The organism is Actinomyces naeslundii, assembly GCF_001956585.1.
Classification (GTDB): domain Bacteria; phylum Actinomycetota; class Actinomycetes; order Actinomycetales; family Actinomycetaceae; genus Actinomyces; species Actinomyces naeslundii.
In genome coordinates this window covers 23,399-40,634 of sequence record NZ_MSRR01000007.1, presented here as the reverse complement: position 1 = coordinate 40,634, position 17,236 = coordinate 23,399, and the positions used below count along the sequence as shown (strand labels likewise).

Below are 17,236 nucleotides of genomic sequence, written 5' to 3'. Positions count from 1 at the left end.
CGGGCTGCTGCGGCGCGCGTCCCGCACGGCAACATGCCCAGCCATTAACGTGGCCGCATGAGCCTGGCCGTCTACCCCGGAAGCTTCGACCCCCTCACCCTGGGGCACGTCGACATCGCCGCGCGCGCGACCACGCTCTTCGACGTCGTCGTCATCGGGATCGCCCACAACGCCGCCAAGGCCGGACGTCATCTGCTCGATGCCGACGAGCGGTTGTCCCTGGCCAGGGACTCCACCTCCCACCTGCCCGGCATCGACGTGGCTCTCATCCCCGGGCTCCTGGCCGACTACTGCCGCGGGCGCGGTGCAAACGCCATCATCAAGGGACTGCGCAACGGCAGCGATCTGGACGCCGAGCTGCCCATGGCGCTGCTCAACCGGGACCTGGGCGCCCCGGAGACGGTCTTCCTGACCGCCTCACCCGCCTACGCGCACATCTCCTCCTCCCTCGTCAAGGACGTCGCCGGCTACGGCCGCGACGTCTCCGCCCTCGTCCCGCCCGCCGTCGCCCGCGCCCTGGAAGCCCGCCTCGCCTCCGCCGGAACCCAGCCCGCCCGACCGGTGGCTCAGCAGGGCCGTGCTTCAGGGACCCTCCCCACCAAGACCCAGCCAGGCCGCATCGTCGGCGCCGACCACACACGAGAGGACCTACCGTGACGACCAGCCGCGATGCCGGAGACGACCTGCTGCACATCCTCGATGAGCTCGATGATCTCATCACCCATGCCCGCTCGATGCCGATGAGCGCCTCCGCGATCGTCAACCGGGAGGCCGCGCAGAACCTCATCGACCGGGCCCGTGACGCGGTCCCCACCGCCGTTCACCGCGCCGAGAAGATCGTCGCCGACGCCGACGCCGTCCTGGCGGAGGGACGTGCCGAGTCCGAGCGGCTCGTGCAGTACGCCCAGGAGGAGTCCGAGCGTCTGGTGGCCGGCGAGAACATCGTGCGCATGGCCAACGACCGGGCCGACAGCATCGTGGCCGCCGCGGAGGACAAGGCCGCCTCCCTTCGCCACGGGGCGGACGAGTACTCCGACCGGGCCCTGGCCTCCCTGGAGGCCGAGGTCGCCAAGGTCGCCGAGCAGATCCGCGCCGGCCGGGAGGTCCTGGCCGGGCGCCTGGGTGACGGCATGGACCAGTCGGTGGAGGTCCAGGAGCCCGTTCGTCGCCGCTCCGGCTGGTCCGTGGACCCCTCTGCCCGCTGAGTCGGTGCTGCTGGGACTGCCGGGTACGCTCGCGCCAGACACATCGTTCATCACCTCGCCGACGACGGTCATCGTCTCAGACGGCGCGGTCAACCAGCTGTGGAGGAACTCATGTCAGGACTCGTCGTCGACATCGTCGACCTGCCCCGTGCCACCGGCTCGGTCAAGAACCTGCAGATCCGAACCCCCGCCCCCGCCGACCTGGGCACAGAGGTCATCGGTGTGCCCGAGGGCAGCGACCTCGTCCTCGATGTCACCCTGACCTCCATGGACGACGGCGTCCTGGCCCACGCCGATGCCGACCTCCATGTTCACGGCGAGTGCGTGCGCTGCCTGCGCGACCTCGACGAGGACCGTACCGTGAGGATCGACGAGCTCTACCTCTTTCCCGAGGCCATTGAGGCTCAGCGGGCCCAGGGCGATGAGGAGGCCGACGATCTCCTCGCCCTGGGAGACACCACGCTGGACCTCGAGCCCGCCCTGCGCGATGCCCTGGTGCCCACGCTGCCGTTCCAGCCCCTGTGCCGCCCCGACTGCCCCGGGCTGTGCCCCGACTGCGGCAGGCGGCTCGAGGACCTGCCCGCCGACCACCACCATGAGGTCCTCGATCCGCGCTGGTCCGCGCTGGCCGGCCTGCTGGAGACCGAGCCCGACCCGCAGGGCGAGGCCCCCGAGGAGGGCCGGTCCTGATGGCCAAGCGCCGCAGCGCCCCGCCCGCACGCACTGACACCGAGGCACTCGTCTACCGCTGGGGTCCCAGCATTGACGGTGAGCTCCTCGACCTGGCCCTGACCCACCGCTCCTACGCCCACGAGAACGGTGGCCTGCCCACCAACGAGCGTCTGGAGTTCCTGGGAGACTCCGTCCTGGGGATCATCGTCACCGAGCATCTCTATCGCACCCACCCGGACGTCCCCGAGGGCCAGCTCGCCAAGATGCGCGCCGCCACGGTCTCCGAGCCGGCGCTGGCCGCCGTCGCTCGCGACCTGGGACTGGGGGAGTTCATCAAGCTCGGCAAGGGTGAGGCGCTCTCGGGCGGACGGGACAAGGACTCCATCCTGTCCGACACGGTCGAGGCCCTCATCGGCGCCACCTACCTCACCCACGGGCTGGAGGAGACCCGCACAGTCGTCACCCGCCTCGTCTCACGCTTCCTGGACTCGGCCCGCACCCGCGGTGCGGGTCTGGACTGGAAGACGAGCCTCCAGGAGCTCACCGCCGCCCACCAGCTCGGCAACCCCGCATACGAGGTGGCCGGCACCGGTCCCGACCACCAGCGGGTCTTCACCGCCAGCGCCATCGTCGACGGCGAGGTGCTGGGACAGGGGACGGGAAGCTCGAAGAAGGTCGCCGAGCACGACGCCGCCGAGGCCGCCTACGCCGCCATCCTCGCCGCCCGGGGCGACGGCGGGCTGGACCTGCCCGGTGTCAACGAGGCCCTGCGCGCCGACCTGCTCACCCAGCAGACCACCCAGAAGAGCTGATGCCCGAGCTCCCCGAGGTCGAGGTGGTGCGTGCCGGGCTCGCCCGGCACGTGGTCGGTCGCACTGTCACGGGCGTCGACGTTCTCGACCCGCGCCCTCTGCGCCGCCAGGACGGTGGTGCTCATGCCTTCGTCGACCAGCTCACCGGGCGCATTCTCACCGCGGCGGTCCGGCGGGGGAAGTTCCTGTGGCTGACCCTGGACGACGGTCGTGCTCTGTCGGCCCACCTGGGTATGAGCGGCCAGCTGCTCGTGCGCGGCACCGCCGCCTCAGCCGGAGCAGAGGTCGCCCCCGGAGCAGTGAGCGCCGCCCCCTTCCTGGTCGACCCGGATACTCAGCCCAACGGACGCCCGGTGGACCTGAGTGCCACCGAGCAGCCCCGCTACGTACGGGACATCTCGACCTCGCTGCGTCACCTGCGCGTGCGCATCCATCTCAGCACCGACCCGAGTACGGAGCCGAGCACCGATGACGGTGACGGTGGGGACGGAGCAGCCCTTGACCTGGTCGACCAGCGCATGCTCGGAGGCCTCCATGTCATCGACCTCATCCCCACCGCCGACGGTGCCCCTGGAGGCGCGGGCAGCCCGGAACCGTTACTGCCGGCCGACGCCACCCATATCGCCCGCGACCTGCTCGACCCCGCCCTGCAGCGCACCGGTCCCGACGGGGTCATCTCCCGGATGCGTGCCTCGAGGCGCGCCATCAAGACCCTCCTGCTCGACCAGGGGATCGTCTCGGGCATCGGTAACATCTACGCCGACGAGGGCCTGTGGGAATCAGGGGTGCATGGACTGCGTCCCGGGACCGCACTGGGACCCAGGGTCGTGGCCCGGATCCTTGAGTCCACGGCGGAGGTCATGACGAAAGCCCTTGAGGCCGGTGGCACGAGCTTCGACGCCCTCTACGTCGACGTCGAGGGCGCCGCCGGATTCTTCGCCCGCGAGCTCGGGGCCTATGGGCGCCAGGGACTGGAGTGCCGCCGCTGCGGGGCCACCATGCTCCGCGAGGTCCTGGGAGGGCGCTCTCACACCTACTGTCCCGGCTGTCAGACCCGACCACGACGGCCCGGCCGACCGCAGTGGTCGAGCAGGGTGGGCTGAGGCCGGCACCGAGATGTGCTGAGACGTGTTGAGCGACCCCGTGCACACCCTGCGGGAACGGTGCCATGATGCGGCAGTTCATGTGACGTAGGTCCCCGGCCCTGGTAATGTCATGAGCATGCCACACACCCCCTCCTCGGAGATCGTCCGCGTCATGATCGTGGACGACCACGAGATCGTCCGTCGCGGTATCGCCGAGATCATTGACCGTGCCGACGGGCTCGATGTTGTTGCCGAGGCGGGCTCCCGGGCGGAGGCGGTGCGCCGGGCCGAGCTGGTCCGTCCCGACGTCATCCTCGTAGACCTCCAGCTGCCCGACGGCACGGGCATCGAGCTCATGCAGGAGCTGCGCGAGTCCGTGCCCCAGGCCCTGCCGATCGTGCTGACCTCCTTCGACGACGATGACGCCCTGGCCGAGGCGCTGGCCGCCGGGGCCAGGGCCTACCTGCTCAAGACCGTCCACGGCGCCGAGATCAGCGACGTCGTGCGGGCGGTCGCCTCCGGTCGAGTCCTGCTCGACGAGCGCACCGTCACGCGCCGGCGGGCCGACCACGACGACCCCACCGCCGACCTGACCAATGCTGAGCGCAAGGTGCTCGACCTCATCGGCGACGGCCTGTCCAACCGGGAGATCGGTGAGCGCCTCGGGGTCGCCGAGAAGACGGTCAAGAACCACATCACCTCCCTGCTGGCCAAGATGGGCCTGCAGCGGCGCACCCAGGTCGCCGCCTGGGTCGCCGGGCAGCGCGCCTCGGGCTGGCGCAACGGCTGACCGGAGCGTCCCGCAGAGGACCCACCGCGGGCTGCGGCGCAGTCAGCGCAGCGCGCCGCCCACGTCCAGCGGCACCCGCCAGGTGAAGCAGGTACCACGGCGCTCGCCGTCGGAGCGGGCCCTGGGGCCGATGACGAAGCTTCCGCCGTGGCGGCGGGCCCGCTCGGCCATATTGGCGGTCCCCGAACGTCGCTTCACCGACGGGTTCACCCCGACGCCGTCGTCGCGGCAGACGATCTCCACCACCGGCCTGCCCCGGAAGGGCTCGGCGTCGCCCGAGGCGTGGCCCTCGTCGTCCCCCGGCCCGCAGCACAGCTCCGAGCCCGGGAGCACGCCTTCGATCTTGACGTCCACCGTCACCGAGGAGGCATGGGCGTGGCGGGCCACGTTGCTCAGGCCCTCGCGCACCACGGCCACCATGTCGTCGGCGATGTCCGGGCCCACGACGGCGTCGACCGAGGTGATGAGCCGGTCCTCCTCGTCGCGGTCCACCTGGGCCAGGCCCCGGCCGTCGACGCTCAGCAGCAGCGAGGGGGCGTAGCCCAGGGCGTTACGGGCCAGAGAGGCCTCCCGTCGCAGGCGCTCGACGACACCGACCTCCTCATCGCGGTCACGCAGGGAGCGCACGATGGAACGGATCTGACCCACGGAGTCGTCCACCGCCTCCAGGGCGGTGCTCAGCACGGAGCACACCACGTCCAGGTCCACCTCGTTGCCGGCGCTCTCATCGTTGTCCCGGGCTCCGGCCAGCCGCTCCCGGACCGCCGAGATCTGCATGCCGGTGGCGAAGAGCTGCTGGATGGCCAGGTCGTGCAGGTCCCGGCCGATTCTGGCCCGCTCGTCCAGGAGCGTGGCCATCTCCTCGGCGTGCTGGGCGTCGGCCAGCTCGAAGGCCATCGTGGCCTGACCCGCCACGAGCTCGGCGATCTCCAGGTCCTGGGCGGTGAACGGGGCCGCTCCGGGGGAGCGCAGCAGCAGCATGACGCCCACACCCCGCCCCCGGTGGATCATCGGGGCGTAGAGGGCCGGCCCGAACCGGGCCAGCTGGGGCACTAGGAGGTCGCCGTCCTGCCAGGCATCCTCCAGGGAGGCCACGACCAGGCCGGTCTGGTGGGCCAGGGTGGTCAGGGCCCGGCCCTCGGACGGGAAGAAGGTGCCCACCAGCTCCCGGGCGTGCTCGCCGTCGGCGATCTCGCAGATCCAGCGCTCCCCGATGCTGGGCAGGATGAGGGCGGCGGTGTCGGCATGGGCGACCTGGCGGACCCGGTGGGCGATGAGGGTCAGGGCGTCGTCCTCCTCGGCCCCGGAGAGCAGCAGCGTCGTCAGCTCCTGGGAGACGACCATCCACTGCTCGCGATCGCGGGCCTCTCGGTACAGGCGGGCGTTCTCCACCGCCACGGCCGCGGCCTGGGCGAGGGTCAGGACGGCGTCGGCGTCGGAGCGGGTGAAGCCCCCGGGCTTGTCACACAGGTAGAGGTGGCCGTAGACCTGCCCGTGCAGCCGCAGCGGGGCGGAGAGCAGACTGCCGGTGTCCTCGTCCTCGATGGCGCCAGTGAAGGCCGAGGCCCGACCCAGGTCATTGTCGATGACCAGGCCGGTCCCCTCGAGCCCACTGAGCAGGGCGTCCGCGGCTCTGCTCGGATCAGTGGCGGAGCTCGTGGCACCGGCCATCTGGGCGAGCTCATCAAGGGTCGCCGTGGGCACGCCGCTGCTCAGGCCGGTACCGGTCCCTCCAGGGGCGGATCCGGCCTCGACGGCCTCAACATCCATGTCCGCGTGGCTGAGCACGGCGATAGTGCCCCAGGAGGCACCTGTGATGGAGCAGGCCGACTCCACCAGGCGGCGCAGCGCGTCAGGCACCCGCAGGGAGCTGGTGAGCCTCAGGGCCGCCTGGATGAGGGCGACGGTCGCCTGGTCCAGGCTCGGGTGGACGACCGCCGCCCGTGGGCCTCGGGTGGACACGAGCTGGTCGGCGTGGACGGCGTAGGCCAGACGCCCTGCCGGGGTGGTCTCCTCCGACGGCGGCGCCGCCGGTTCCCGGTCCTGGAGAGCGGGGCCGTCGGACTCCTGCGGATCGTCCTCGGGCACACCGGGAAATCGGGGGCCCTGCGGGGGCGTGTCTGCTGCGTGTCTCGTCTCGTGTGTCGTCATCGTGCTCAGCTCGTCCGGCTCACGTGGGACGTGTCGTCCTGTTGTCTGTCCTGGTCCTCCTGGGAGAGCGCCCACCGGTAGGCATCGGAGACGTTCTGGAGGCTGTCGTGGCTGCCCCTGTGCAGGATAGTCGCCGGCGCCTGCTCCGTGGTCGCCTGCGGGGGGCGTCCCATGACCATGACCTCGTCGGCGTGCGCCAGAGCGCTCAGGCGGTGGGTGATCAGGAGCGTGCCGCGGCCCTGAGAGGCCCCCACCGTCAACAGGTCGGCCACGAGCCGGTCCGCGGTGGCGGCGTCGAGGTGCTCGCCGGGTTCATCCAGGAGCATGAGCGGGGCGGGAGCCGCCAGCGCCCGGGCCAGCAGAAGCCGACGTCGCTCCCCGCCCGACAGCGTTGCGGCGTCCGTCCCGATGATCGTGTCGACGCCATCGGGTAGCGCCTCGAGCCAGTCGCCCAGTCCGGCCCGCACCAGCAGCTCACTCGCCTCGGCGGGAGTGACGTCCCCACGCGCCACACGCAGGTTCTCCAGAACACTCGTGTGGAAGACATGCGCGTCCTCCGCGGTCAGACAGACTCGGGCTGCCGCCTCGGCACGGGCAACCTCCCACGGCGGGACGCCGTCGAGCGTCAGGCTGCCGCCCCGGGGCTCCAACAGCCCCGCCAGAGTGGCCAGCAGGGTCGATTTCCCGATCCCCGAGGGGCCCACGATCGCCACCCTGCTGCCGACCTGAAGGTCCAGGTCGATGCCGTCGGCCACGACCGGCCCACCCGGCCAGCCCACCGCCAGGTTCCTGGCCCGAAGCCACGGCCCCCGCTGCGAGGGGGCCGGTAGCTCCCGGGTGACCGATGATCGCTGAGCGCTGGCCTCAGCGGTCTCAATGAGCTCCACGATACGGCAGGCGGCGCCGGCGGATCTCACCAGCTGCACGCTGGCAGGGCTGAGCGCGGAGGTGGCCTCGAAGGCCGCCAGCGGAACCAGGACGATGACCGCCAGCCACACCGGGCCCAGCTGTCCGGCGGCCACGGCCCCCACCCCGACCACCAGGTTGCCCACGACCGCAACACCCATGGCTGCTGTGTCCAGGGCCGCCGCGATCGCCGCGGGGACGGCGGCCCGGTCTCGCAGACGGACCAGGCTCGTCTCCCGGGAGGCGACCTGGCGCATGGAGTCCGTCAGGCGTCCGGAGACAGTCAGTTCCGGGGCGCCCTCCAGCACCGCGAGCACGTCCGCGGACAGCTCGGAGGCCTGCTGCTGGCGGGCCTGCTCGGCGATCCGGGCCGAGCGGATCGTTGCCAGCGGTGCCCCCAGCCCGGACAGAAGCAGACAGGTCGCCAGGATGAGGCCGGCCGGCCAGTAGACGAGCCCGATCCCGACGGCGGTGGCCGCACCCAGGACGGCTGCGACTACCGCGGGCAGGTAGGCGCGCACGACGAGGTCACCGACCGCGTCGATGTCGCTCCCCACTCGCGCCAGCACGTCGCCGCGACGCAGCCCGGCGACCGTGTCGGTGCGCGCCGAGGCCAGCGACTCGTAGAGGCGCGTGCGCAGGGCTCCCATGCCCCTCAAGGCGGTGTCGTGGGAGACGAGCCGCTCGCAGTAGCGCAGCACCGAACGGGAGATGCCGAAGAGCCGCACCGCCACCGGCGCCACCCCCAGAGCGACGACGTCGGGCATCTGGGAGGCCCTCGCAATGAGCCAGGCCGCCACCCCGGACAGGGCCACCGCCGAGGCCATTCCGGCAGTGCCGGCCAGCGCGGCCAGGGCGAAGCGCGAGCGGTCCAGGTGCAGCAGCCCCACGGCCCGGCGCAGTGCCCGGCGCTCACGGGCGGACAGGGCAGGGGAGAGGAGGATGCTGGACATCGCTTTCACAGGGCCTCCTCCTGCGCTCGCGCAGCCTCATGCGCGGCAGACCCGTCGGTTGAGACCTCTGCCTGAGGTCCCGGCGGTATCGGCTCGCTTGTCACGGCGACGGTCTGCTCGGCCAGGGCGATGAGCGCCGGACGGTGCGCGATGATGACAACCGTGCGCCCCGAGGCGTGCAGCGCGCGGACCGCAGTGAGTACGTGCGCCTCGCTGGCGGCGTCGAGGTGCGCGGTCGGCTCGTCCATGACCACCAGGGGCGCCGTCGAGCACAGTGCCCGCGTCAGCGCCAGGCGCTGGCGCTGACCCACGGACAGCCCCACGCCCCCACTGCCCACGAGTGTGTCCCATCCCTGCGGCAGCCCCGCCACCACCTCATCGAAGCCGGTGGCCCGGGCGGCCTCCACCAACTCTGCGGGCACGGGCCCGGTCCCGCCTGCGGTCGGCGAGGCACTGCAGGCGGCGTCGGCAGCGTTGCCTGCGGTATCGCCCGGTGCGTTGCTCAGCACGTTCTCCAGCACCGTTCCCGGGGTGATGGTGGGACGCTGGGGGACCCAGACGATCTGCTTCCACCAGGTACCCGGATCGATCTCGCTGAGGTCGACGGCGCCGTCCAGTCCGTCCCCCTCGGGGGCGGGCACGACCCTCACCCGTCCCCGGTCCGCGGGCAGCAGGCCGAGGAGGACCTGCGTCGTCGTGGTCTTTCCCGCGCCCGATGCCCCGGTCAGGGCCACGAGGCTGCCGGGACGGATCGTGGTGCTCAGGCCCGCCGGCGCCCATGCTCCTCGGGCCGCCACGGACACGGCGTCGAGCCTGATGGTCGCGGTGCGCAGATCGGGGGCCGGTAGGCTGCCGTGCTCGGGGACGGGCGTCTCAAGAATCTCGAAGACGGACTCGGCGGCGGCCACCCCGTTGGCCGAGGCATGGAACTGAAATCCCACCTGTCGCAGCGGCTGGTAGACCTCCGGGGCCACCATGAGCACGAGCAGACCGGTGAACAGGTCCATGCGACCGGCCACCAGCCGGAACCCGATCTCGACGGCGATGATCGCCACCGACAGGGTCGTGATGAACTCCAGGACCGCCCCCGACAGGAAGGCGATCCGCAAGGTCGACATGGTGGTGCGTCGGTAGGAGCGCCCCAGGGCTCGCACCCGCTCGGCCGGCTTCTGCTCACGCCCCAGGGCCTTGAGGGTGGGCAGTCCCGAGATGAGGTCGAGCACCTGGTCGCCCAGGACCTGCATGGTCTCCAACCGCTCCTGGGAGACGGACTGGGTCATCCTGCCGATAAGGATCATGAAGATCGGGATGAGGGGCAGGGTGCACACCACGGCGACAGCGGCCGGCCAGTCCTGGGTGATGAGAACCAGCACTGTCGCAGGAGTGACCGTGGCGGTCAGTACCAGCTGGGGCAGGTAGCGGGTGAAGTAGGGTTCCAGGTCATCCAGGCCTCGGGTCAGCAGCGTGGCGGCCTCGGTCCCGTGCACAGCCTGCCACCGAGGGCCCAGCCGGGCGGCGTGCTCCAGGACCAGACGGCGCAGCTCGATGATCGTCCCCGCCGCAGAGCGATGGGCATGGACCTCCTGCAGGAGGATCACCAGGGCCCGAGCCGCCACGACACCTCCCAGAGCCAGCAACAGCCCTCTTACCGCCGTGGGGCCGGCGCCTTTGGAGATGACTGCGCCGACCGCGCCCGAGACGAGGAAGGCCTGTGCCACCACCAACGCGGCGGTCGCCATTCCGGTCACGGCCGTCGCGGCGATGTATCTCCGGGCCGAACGGGCGTAACGCATCAGCCGAGGGTCGAGAGGCTTCACCCGTCCAAGGATAGGGGAGTAGGTCCAAAGACCCGATGCCCTCGGCCCGTGCGTTCATCCGGGGCCTGTGACAGCTCAGTACCCGAAGTGCGCCTCGGGCTGGGCGGAGTCACGCACCAGCGTCGGGTGAAGCCCGCCCTGATCGGGGTTGATGCCCTCCACGCTGATGCGTGAGGCGAACACCTTGTAGCTCCAAACGGTGTAGGCCAGGACCCCGGGGACGAATACGGCCGCAGCGACGGTCATGATGAGCAGCGTCGTGTCGGCGCTCGCGGCCTGCTGGATCGTCAGCGAGTAGGCCGGGTCCACCGAGGAGCGCATGACATTGGGTGCCATGGCCGCGAAGATGAAGACGGCGGCGAAGGCGATCCCCACGAAGTGCAGGGCGAAGGCCCATCCCTCCCCCCGTCCCTCACCGGCGGTGCGACCGGCCAGCAGCGAGCCGATGAGTCCGGCTGCAGCGATGGCCAGCGGGATCCAGGACAGGGCACTGTTCGAGTAGGCCAGCTGCGCCCACAGGGCCCAGGCGGCGGTGACGGCGGTGGCCGCCGGAGCCAGCCTGCGGGACAGGCTCAGCGCTCGCTGGGAGAGATCACCGGTGGTCTTGAGGGCCACGAAAAGCGCGCCGTGGTTGAGGAAGAGCAGGCAGGTGACGGCGCCACCCAGCAGGGTGAAGGGTGTCACCATGGTGAGCAGTCCTCCGGTGATCTGGTGGGCGGCACCGGGAACCAGCGAGTCCGCCGGAACCTGGCCGGCCGGGACGACGGCGCCGTTGGAGATCCGGACGACCTCGATGTGCATGCCCTGGACCAGGTTCGCAAAGGCCACGCCCCACAGGATGGAGGGTAGCCAGGCGCTGATCGTGTGCACCCAGTCCCAGCGGTCACGCCAGGTCTGGCAATTGACCTTGGGGCGCCACTCGATGGCGCACACGCGCACGATGAGGCACAGCAGGATGACGAACAGGACGATGTAGGCCCCGGAGAACAGGGTGGAGTACCACTCGGGGAAGGCGGCGAAGGTCGCCCCGCCGGCGGTGAGCAGCCACACCTCGTTGCCGTCCCAGTGGGGGCCGATGGTGGCCAGCGTCGCGCGCCGCTCGCGCTCATCACGCCCCAGGATCTTCAGAAGCATTCCGACGCCGAAGTCGAAACCCTCCAGGGTGAGGTAGCCGATCCACAGGACGGCGATGAGGATGAACCAGAGGATGCTCAGTGTCATGGGTGTCTACCTTCCTCGGTTCAGTAGGCGAAGGACAGGGCCGGGGTGCTCGTGGATGAGCCGGTGGCCTCGGCGTCGGAGCTGTCGGAGTCCTCCGAATCCGCGTCGTCGGATCCTGAGGCCTTGCCGGTGTCGGAGATCTTGTCCGGCACCGGGGTGCGCACGCCCTCGCGGATGTAGCGTCTCAGCAGCACGAACCAGACCACGCCGAGCGCGGCGTACAGCAGGGTGAAGATGACCATTGAGGCCAGCACCGTGCCCGAGGAGACCACGGAGGAGACTCCGTCGGCGGTGAGCATGTAGACCTGGGAGACCGGGTCGGACAGGTTGGGCACAATGACCCAGGGCTGGCGCCCCATCTCGCGGAAGATCCACCCGAAGGAGCAGGCGATGAAGGGCAGCCACATGGTGGCCAGGGCCGTCTTGCCCAGGAGCGGGTGGGAGATGAGCCGCCCGGAGCGGGTCAGCCACAGGGCCAGAGCGCCCAGACCCATGGAGGCTATGCCCAGCCCGATCATAAGGCGGAAGGACCAGAAGTTGACCATGACGTTGGGGCTGTAGTCCACGGCGTTGCCTCGGGCGTCGGTGTTGCCGTACCGCTCGGTGTAGGTGTCGCCGGCCTCCTTGAGCCCGGTGATCTCGGCATTGAAGTCGTTGGTGGCCATGAAGGAGTAGACACCCGGAACCGAGATGAACCGGACCATGCCGTCCTCGTCCTTGCAGTCCCCGAAGGCGGCCACGGTGAAGGGAGCCCCGGCCTCGGTGTGGCACAGGCCCTCGGCCGCGGCCATCTTGGCCGGCTGGTACTCGGCGACCAGCTGGCCCTGCATGTGGCCGGTGCCGGCCGTGACCAGTCCTGCGGCCACCATGGTGATGGCGCCGAAGCGGGTCACGCGGCGCCACAGCTCACGAGCCTCGAAGTCCTGCTCGGCGCGGGCGGCCTTGACCATCCACCACACCGAGACCCCCATGACGACGGCGCCGGCGACCAGCAGGGCCGAGGAGATGACGTGCAGGACGGTGGCCCACACCAGCTCGTTGGACAGAAGCTTGAGGAAGCCGCTCACGCCGTCGAGCTCGGCGCGGCCTGTCTTGGGGTTGACGACGGAGCCGACCGGGTGCTGCATCCAGGAGTTGGCGGTGAGGATGAAGAAGGCGGAGAAGTTCGTGCCGGCGGCCACGGCCCACATGCACAGGTTGTGCAGCCTGGGGGAGAGGCGGTCCCAACCGAAGATCCACAGCCCCAGGAAGACGGACTCCATGAAGAAGGCCAGCAGGGCCTCGAAGGCGAGCGGAGCGCCGAAGATGTTGCCCACGAACCTCGAGTACTCCGACCAGTTCATCCCGAACTGGAACTCCTGGACGATACCGGTGGCCACACCCAGCGCGAAGTTGATGAGCAGGATCTTGCCGAAGAACTTGGTGGCCACCAGCCACTGCTTGTTGCCGGTCCGACGCCAGAGCGTCTCCATGAGAGCCACCAGCGGCGAGAGCCCGATGGTCAGCGGGACCAGGATGAAGTGGTAGACGGTGGTGATACCGAACTGCCAGCGCGCCAGATCCAAAGAGTCCAGCGCCATAGGAGAGATGGCCATCCGTGCCACCTTTCGGAGACGACGATGAGATCGATAAGGTATTCTGTAGAACGTCCTACAGGTCAATAGGGAGATTGTAGGCCATCCGTGACGTGATGTCATGAAACAAGCGGGTCTCAATGTGATGGCGGCGCCCGTAGCAGGCCTCCTATTCTTCTTGTCAAGACTACGATTCAGAGGAGTTGTCGGAGGGTGGTTCAGGCTGTGAACGCCGAAGGCGGGCGATCCTGTGAGTAGGACCGAAGGCCCGCAAGTAGATCGCGGGAGTTCACTAAATACTGACTGAATTCCGAGAAGATGCTGGCTGTGAGTTGAGTTCAGGGTGGGACGAGATATGGGCCACCTGGGGTCACGACGAGTCGCACAGGCACTTATCGCCGCATGTGTGGGATACTTCCATTCGGCTTCGGGTGCTTCGTACCAGTACCTGGGACCACGCCTTCCGACCGACCCTGTCCGAGGACCTTGCGCCGCCCGAGCTGCGCCGCTGCGAGCCCGGTCTGTGTGGACGTCAGGTAAGGCAAGCGCCCTACTGGGCGCGATCGCAGACTTTTTCGCTGCTCCCGCTCGGGAGCACAACCGCGCTGATGCGTCGAGGGTACGACGACGGCGTCAGCCTCGGAGAGTGCAAGCCCCATGGCACGTCGCACCACATCAGAATCAACAGAATCGCACGAGCAGGACCACGCCGGCGCTGACGCCCTGAGCGCCCCGGCTCCGCGTCGTCGCCGTCGAGTTACTGCCGCTGCCGCTGCCCCGGCTCAGGCGCCCGCTGCCGAGCAGCCCGGCTCGGTCGGCGTCTTGGACGGTGTCGCCGCCTTCGGCACCGACCGGGATGACGAGGACGGTCCGGAGGCTTCGGCCGCCTCGGACACCGGCTCGGATACGGCCCCGACCCCGCCTCGTCGTCGCCGCAAGGTGGTTGCGGCCTCCGCCGCTCCCGAGGCGGCTCCAGCCGCTGAGTCCCGCACCGCCCTTGCTCAGGCCGGTGAGTCCGATGATGCGGAGTCGGAGAGGTCTGAGCCTGCGTCGACCACCGTGCTCGACGCAGACCCTGTAGAGGGTGAGGGCGAGCCGCTGGTCGAGGATGAGGGGACCGAGGAGGAGGACCCCGGCGTGTCCGAGGCTCGCGACGACGGGTCCGCGCAGGTGGACACGCATGAGGAGGAGCCGGAGGCTCCTCGTCTTCCGGCTGCCTCGCTGCTGTTCCAGGCCCCCGACCCCAGTCGGGCCCGCCGGCGTCGGCGGGTCACCGCCGCGACCTCCGCTCCTCAGGAGGCGCCGACCGCCTCTCGTCACCAGGGCGGTGCACGTGACTGGGCGGATGATGAGGGTGGGCTCGGCTCCGGTTCCCGAACCGACGCCGGTGACCGGGAAGCGGGTGACGAGGGCGAGGATGAGTCCTCCGCGTCGACCTCTGCCCGAGCCGGCCGGGGCGCGAGGCGGAGCCGTCGTCGTCGGGCTGTTGCTGATTCGGGGGCGCCCCGCCCGGGGCGCGGGGACTCGGCGGACGACGAGTCCAGTGATGACGCCGAGGCGTCCCAGGACGCCGCCACCGACTCCCAGGCCGAGTCCTCCGATGATGCTCAGGAGGGCGGCACTCGCCGCAAGCGTCGCCGTGGTGGGCGCGGTCGGCGCTCGCGCTCGCGTGGCGATGACCGTGGTGATGACTCGGCTCGCGGTGACCTCGAGGACGGTTCCCAGGACGCCGGGGAGGACTCGAGCGACGCGACGTCATCGGTGCGGGAGTCCTCCGCCGACGGTGGAGCGGAGACGGGTGCGGGGACCGCGTCCGGATCGCGCCGGCGGCGGCGTCGGTCCCGTACCCGCTCGGACAGTGGTGACCCGCGTGATGAGGTGACCGCCCTCAAGGGATCCACCCGGTTGGAGGCCAAGCGTCAGCGCCGCCGGGAGGGGCGGGCGGCCGGACGTCGTCGGCCCATCGTCACCGAGGCCGAGTTCCTGGCCCGCCGCGAGTCCGTGGACCGCCAGATGATCGTGCGCGAGTCCGATGGCCTCAACCAGATCGCCGTCCTGGAGGACGGGCTCCTCGTGGAGCACTACGTCTCCCGGCACACCCAGACCTCCATGGTCGGCAACGTCTACGTCGGTCGGGTCCAGAACGTCCTGCCCTCCATGGAGGCCGCCTTCGTGGACCTTGGCAAGGGACGCAACGCCGTGCTCTACGCCGGCGAGGTCAACTGGGACGCCGCGGGACTGGAGGGGCGGCCCCGCCGGATCGAGGACGCGCTCTCCAGCGGGGACACCGTTCTGGTCCAGGTCACCAAGGACCCCATCGGGCACAAGGGCGCCCGCCTCACCAGTCAGATCACCTTGGCGGGCCGCTACCTGGTCCTTGTTCCCGGCGGCTCCATGACGGGGATCTCGCGCAAGCTGCCCGACACCGAGCGCAGCCGCCTCAAGAAGATCCTCAAGCGGATCGTCCCCGACTCCGCCGGAGTCATCGTGCGCACCGCCGCGGAGGGGGCCAGTCAGGAGCAGCTGACCTCCGACGTCGAGCGGCTCGTCGCTCAGTGGGAGGCCATCGAGAAGAAGGCGTCCTCCGTCATGAAGGGCAGCGGCAAGGCCCCGGTCCTCCTCAAGGGAGAGCCCGAGCTCGCCGTGAGGGTCATCCGTGACGTCTTCAACGAGGACTTCCGCAAGCTCATCGTCTCCGGGGACAGGACCTGGTCGACGATCTCCCAGTACATCGACGAGGTCAGCCCGGACCTGGCCGAGCGGCTCGAGCACTGGACCGGACCTGAGGAGGTCTTCGCCGCCCATCGCGTGGACGAGCAGCTCGCCAAGGGCTTCGACCGCAAGGTCTGGCTGCCCAGCGGTGGCACCCTGGTCATCGACCGCACCGAGGCGATGACCGTCATCGACGTCAACACCGGTCGCTTCACCGGGGCTGGCGGCACCCTGGAGGAGACCGTCACCCGTAACAACCTCGAGGCCGCCGAGGAGATCGTGCGCCAGCTGCGCCTGCGCGACATCGGCGGCATGGTCGTCATCGACTTCGTCGACATGGTCCTGGAGTCCAACCGGGATCTCGTCCTGCGCCGGCTCGTGGAGTGCCTGGGCCGTGACCGCACCCGCCACCAGGTCACCGAGGTCACCTCCCTCGGCCTGGTTCAGATGACCCGCAAGCGGGTCGGACAGGGACTGGTCGAGGCCTTCTCCACCACCTGCGAGCACTGCAAGGGCCGCGGCTTCATCGTTCACGACGAGCCCGTGGAGAACCAGCAGATCGACATGTCGGCCTCGGCCTCTCGCGGCGGCGGGCGCTCGCGAGGGCGCAAGAACCGCGAGGAGCAGGCGGCTGCCGGTAGGAAGGAGAGCAAGAAGGACTCCCAGGAGACCAAGAGCTCCAAGAGCGCTAAGGGCTCCGGTCGCGGCAAGGGATCCGGGGGCCGTGACGTCGTCGGCTCGCCCGAGTCCGGGGCTGATGACGAGGCCCGGGCCGCGGTCCGCGGCGCCCTGGCCCAGATCGCGGCAGCTGCTGAGCAGGCTCACAAGGAGGCTGAGCAGGAGAGCCCGGAGCCTCAGGAGGCCGTCGGTCCGCAGGGGGCTGGTGAGGAGCAGGCCGAGATGGCGCATGACGTGGTCGAGGACGGCGATATCCAGGATACCCAGGATACCCAGGACACTCAGGCCTCCACCGGCGAGGACGGGCCGGCCAGGTCCAGGGCTAGGAAGTCGGCCGAGAAGGCCTCGGAGAGGAAGGCCGCCAAGAGGACTGGCAAGAAGACCGAGAAGGCTGAGAAGAAGACCGGCAAGAAGACTGAGAAGAAGGCTGAGAAGAAGACCGGCAACGGACCCGAGGCTCCTGCCGAGCAGCAGCCCGGTGAGACGCCTGAGGAATCGGTGGGCGAGAAGCCCGCCAGGAGAACCAGGAGACGGGCCACTGCCAAGAGCGCTGCGCCGTCGTCGGAGAATTCTTCAGAGACCTCCGACGCGTCGGCCTAGGGCCCAGGGGGCTTCGTGCCCAAGAACACAGGGAGTAGAAGAGGTCGGAGGTTGGTGCGG

The 17,236-nt window shown here is 70.1% G+C and carries 12 protein-coding genes; 7 read left to right on the top strand and 5 right to left on the bottom strand.

Features of this window, described 5'->3' with window-relative positions; translation table 11 throughout:
- The first annotated feature begins 57 nt into the window (after positions 1-57).
- The 6 genes from coaD (at position 58) to BKH33_RS03810 (ending at position 4,564) form a co-directional block, all read left to right on the top strand.
- Positions 58-657, top strand: coding sequence for a pantetheine-phosphate adenylyltransferase (gene coaD, locus BKH33_RS03835; protein WP_003785890.1), 600 nt, complete (start codon positions 58-60; stop codon positions 655-657).
- Positions 654-1,205 (top strand): ATP synthase subunit B family protein, encoded by a 552-nt coding sequence (locus BKH33_RS03830; protein WP_003785872.1) that lies wholly within the window; start codon positions 654-656, stop codon positions 1,203-1,205. Before coaD ends, BKH33_RS03830 begins: the two co-directional genes overlap by 4 nt.
- Positions 1,206-1,316: 111 nt before the next feature.
- Complete coding sequence (locus BKH33_RS03825) at positions 1,317-1,895, top strand: YceD family protein (RefSeq protein WP_003785896.1); 579 nt, start codon at positions 1,317-1,319, stop codon at positions 1,893-1,895.
- Complete coding sequence (gene rnc / locus BKH33_RS03820; protein WP_003785899.1) at positions 1,895-2,689, top strand: ribonuclease III; 795 nt, start codon at positions 1,895-1,897, stop codon at positions 2,687-2,689. The genes BKH33_RS03825 and rnc overlap by 1 nt, the downstream gene beginning before the upstream one ends.
- Positions 2,689-3,792, top strand: a complete 1,104-nt coding sequence (gene mutM, locus BKH33_RS03815; RefSeq protein ID WP_003785870.1) for a bifunctional DNA-formamidopyrimidine glycosylase/DNA-(apurinic or apyrimidinic site) lyase — start codon at positions 2,689-2,691, stop codon at positions 3,790-3,792. The genes rnc and mutM overlap by 1 nt, the downstream gene beginning before the upstream one ends.
- Before the next feature lie 118 nt (positions 3,793-3,910).
- Positions 3,911-4,564 carry a response regulator gene (locus BKH33_RS03810; protein WP_003785882.1) on the top strand — a complete coding sequence of 218 codons (654 nt, stop codon included), beginning with the start codon at positions 3,911-3,913 and terminating at the stop codon, positions 4,562-4,564.
- A gap of 42 nt (positions 4,565-4,606) precedes the next feature.
- Here BKH33_RS03810 and BKH33_RS03805 read toward each other — a convergent pair whose 3' ends face one another.
- From BKH33_RS03805 to BKH33_RS03785, 5 genes are all read right to left on the bottom strand, one after another.
- The gene (locus BKH33_RS03805) at positions 4,607-6,715 is read right to left on the bottom strand and encodes a GAF domain-containing sensor histidine kinase (protein WP_043540026.1); all 2,109 of its coding nucleotides are present in this window, start codon (positions 6,713-6,715) and stop codon (positions 4,607-4,609) included.
- A gap of 5 nt (positions 6,716-6,720) precedes the next feature.
- Complete coding sequence (cydC, locus tag BKH33_RS03800; RefSeq protein WP_076078320.1) at positions 6,721-8,574, bottom strand: thiol reductant ABC exporter subunit CydC; 1,854 nt, start codon at positions 8,572-8,574, stop codon at positions 6,721-6,723.
- A 5-nt stretch (positions 8,575-8,579) separates the two neighbouring features.
- Positions 8,580-10,391 carry a thiol reductant ABC exporter subunit CydD gene (gene cydD / locus BKH33_RS03795; RefSeq protein WP_181950051.1) on the bottom strand — a complete coding sequence of 604 codons (1,812 nt, stop codon included), beginning with the start codon at positions 10,389-10,391 and terminating at the stop codon, positions 8,580-8,582.
- Positions 10,392-10,466: 75 nt separating this feature from the next.
- Positions 10,467-11,612 (bottom strand): cytochrome d ubiquinol oxidase subunit II, encoded by a 1,146-nt coding sequence (gene cydB, locus BKH33_RS03790; RefSeq protein WP_003785885.1) that lies wholly within the window; start codon positions 11,610-11,612, stop codon positions 10,467-10,469.
- Between the two features lie 20 nt (positions 11,613-11,632).
- A complete protein-coding gene (locus tag BKH33_RS03785) occupies positions 11,633-13,207 on the bottom strand; it encodes a cytochrome ubiquinol oxidase subunit I (protein ID WP_003785905.1) in 1,575 nt (524 codons plus the stop codon).
- 636 nt (positions 13,208-13,843) lie between these two features.
- On the opposite strand from BKH33_RS03785, the gene BKH33_RS03780 reads away from it, so the two are divergent.
- Positions 13,844-17,176, top strand: coding sequence for an Rne/Rng family ribonuclease (locus BKH33_RS03780; protein ID WP_076142560.1), 3,333 nt, complete (start codon positions 13,844-13,846; stop codon positions 17,174-17,176).
- Positions 17,177-17,236 lie beyond the last annotated feature (60 nt).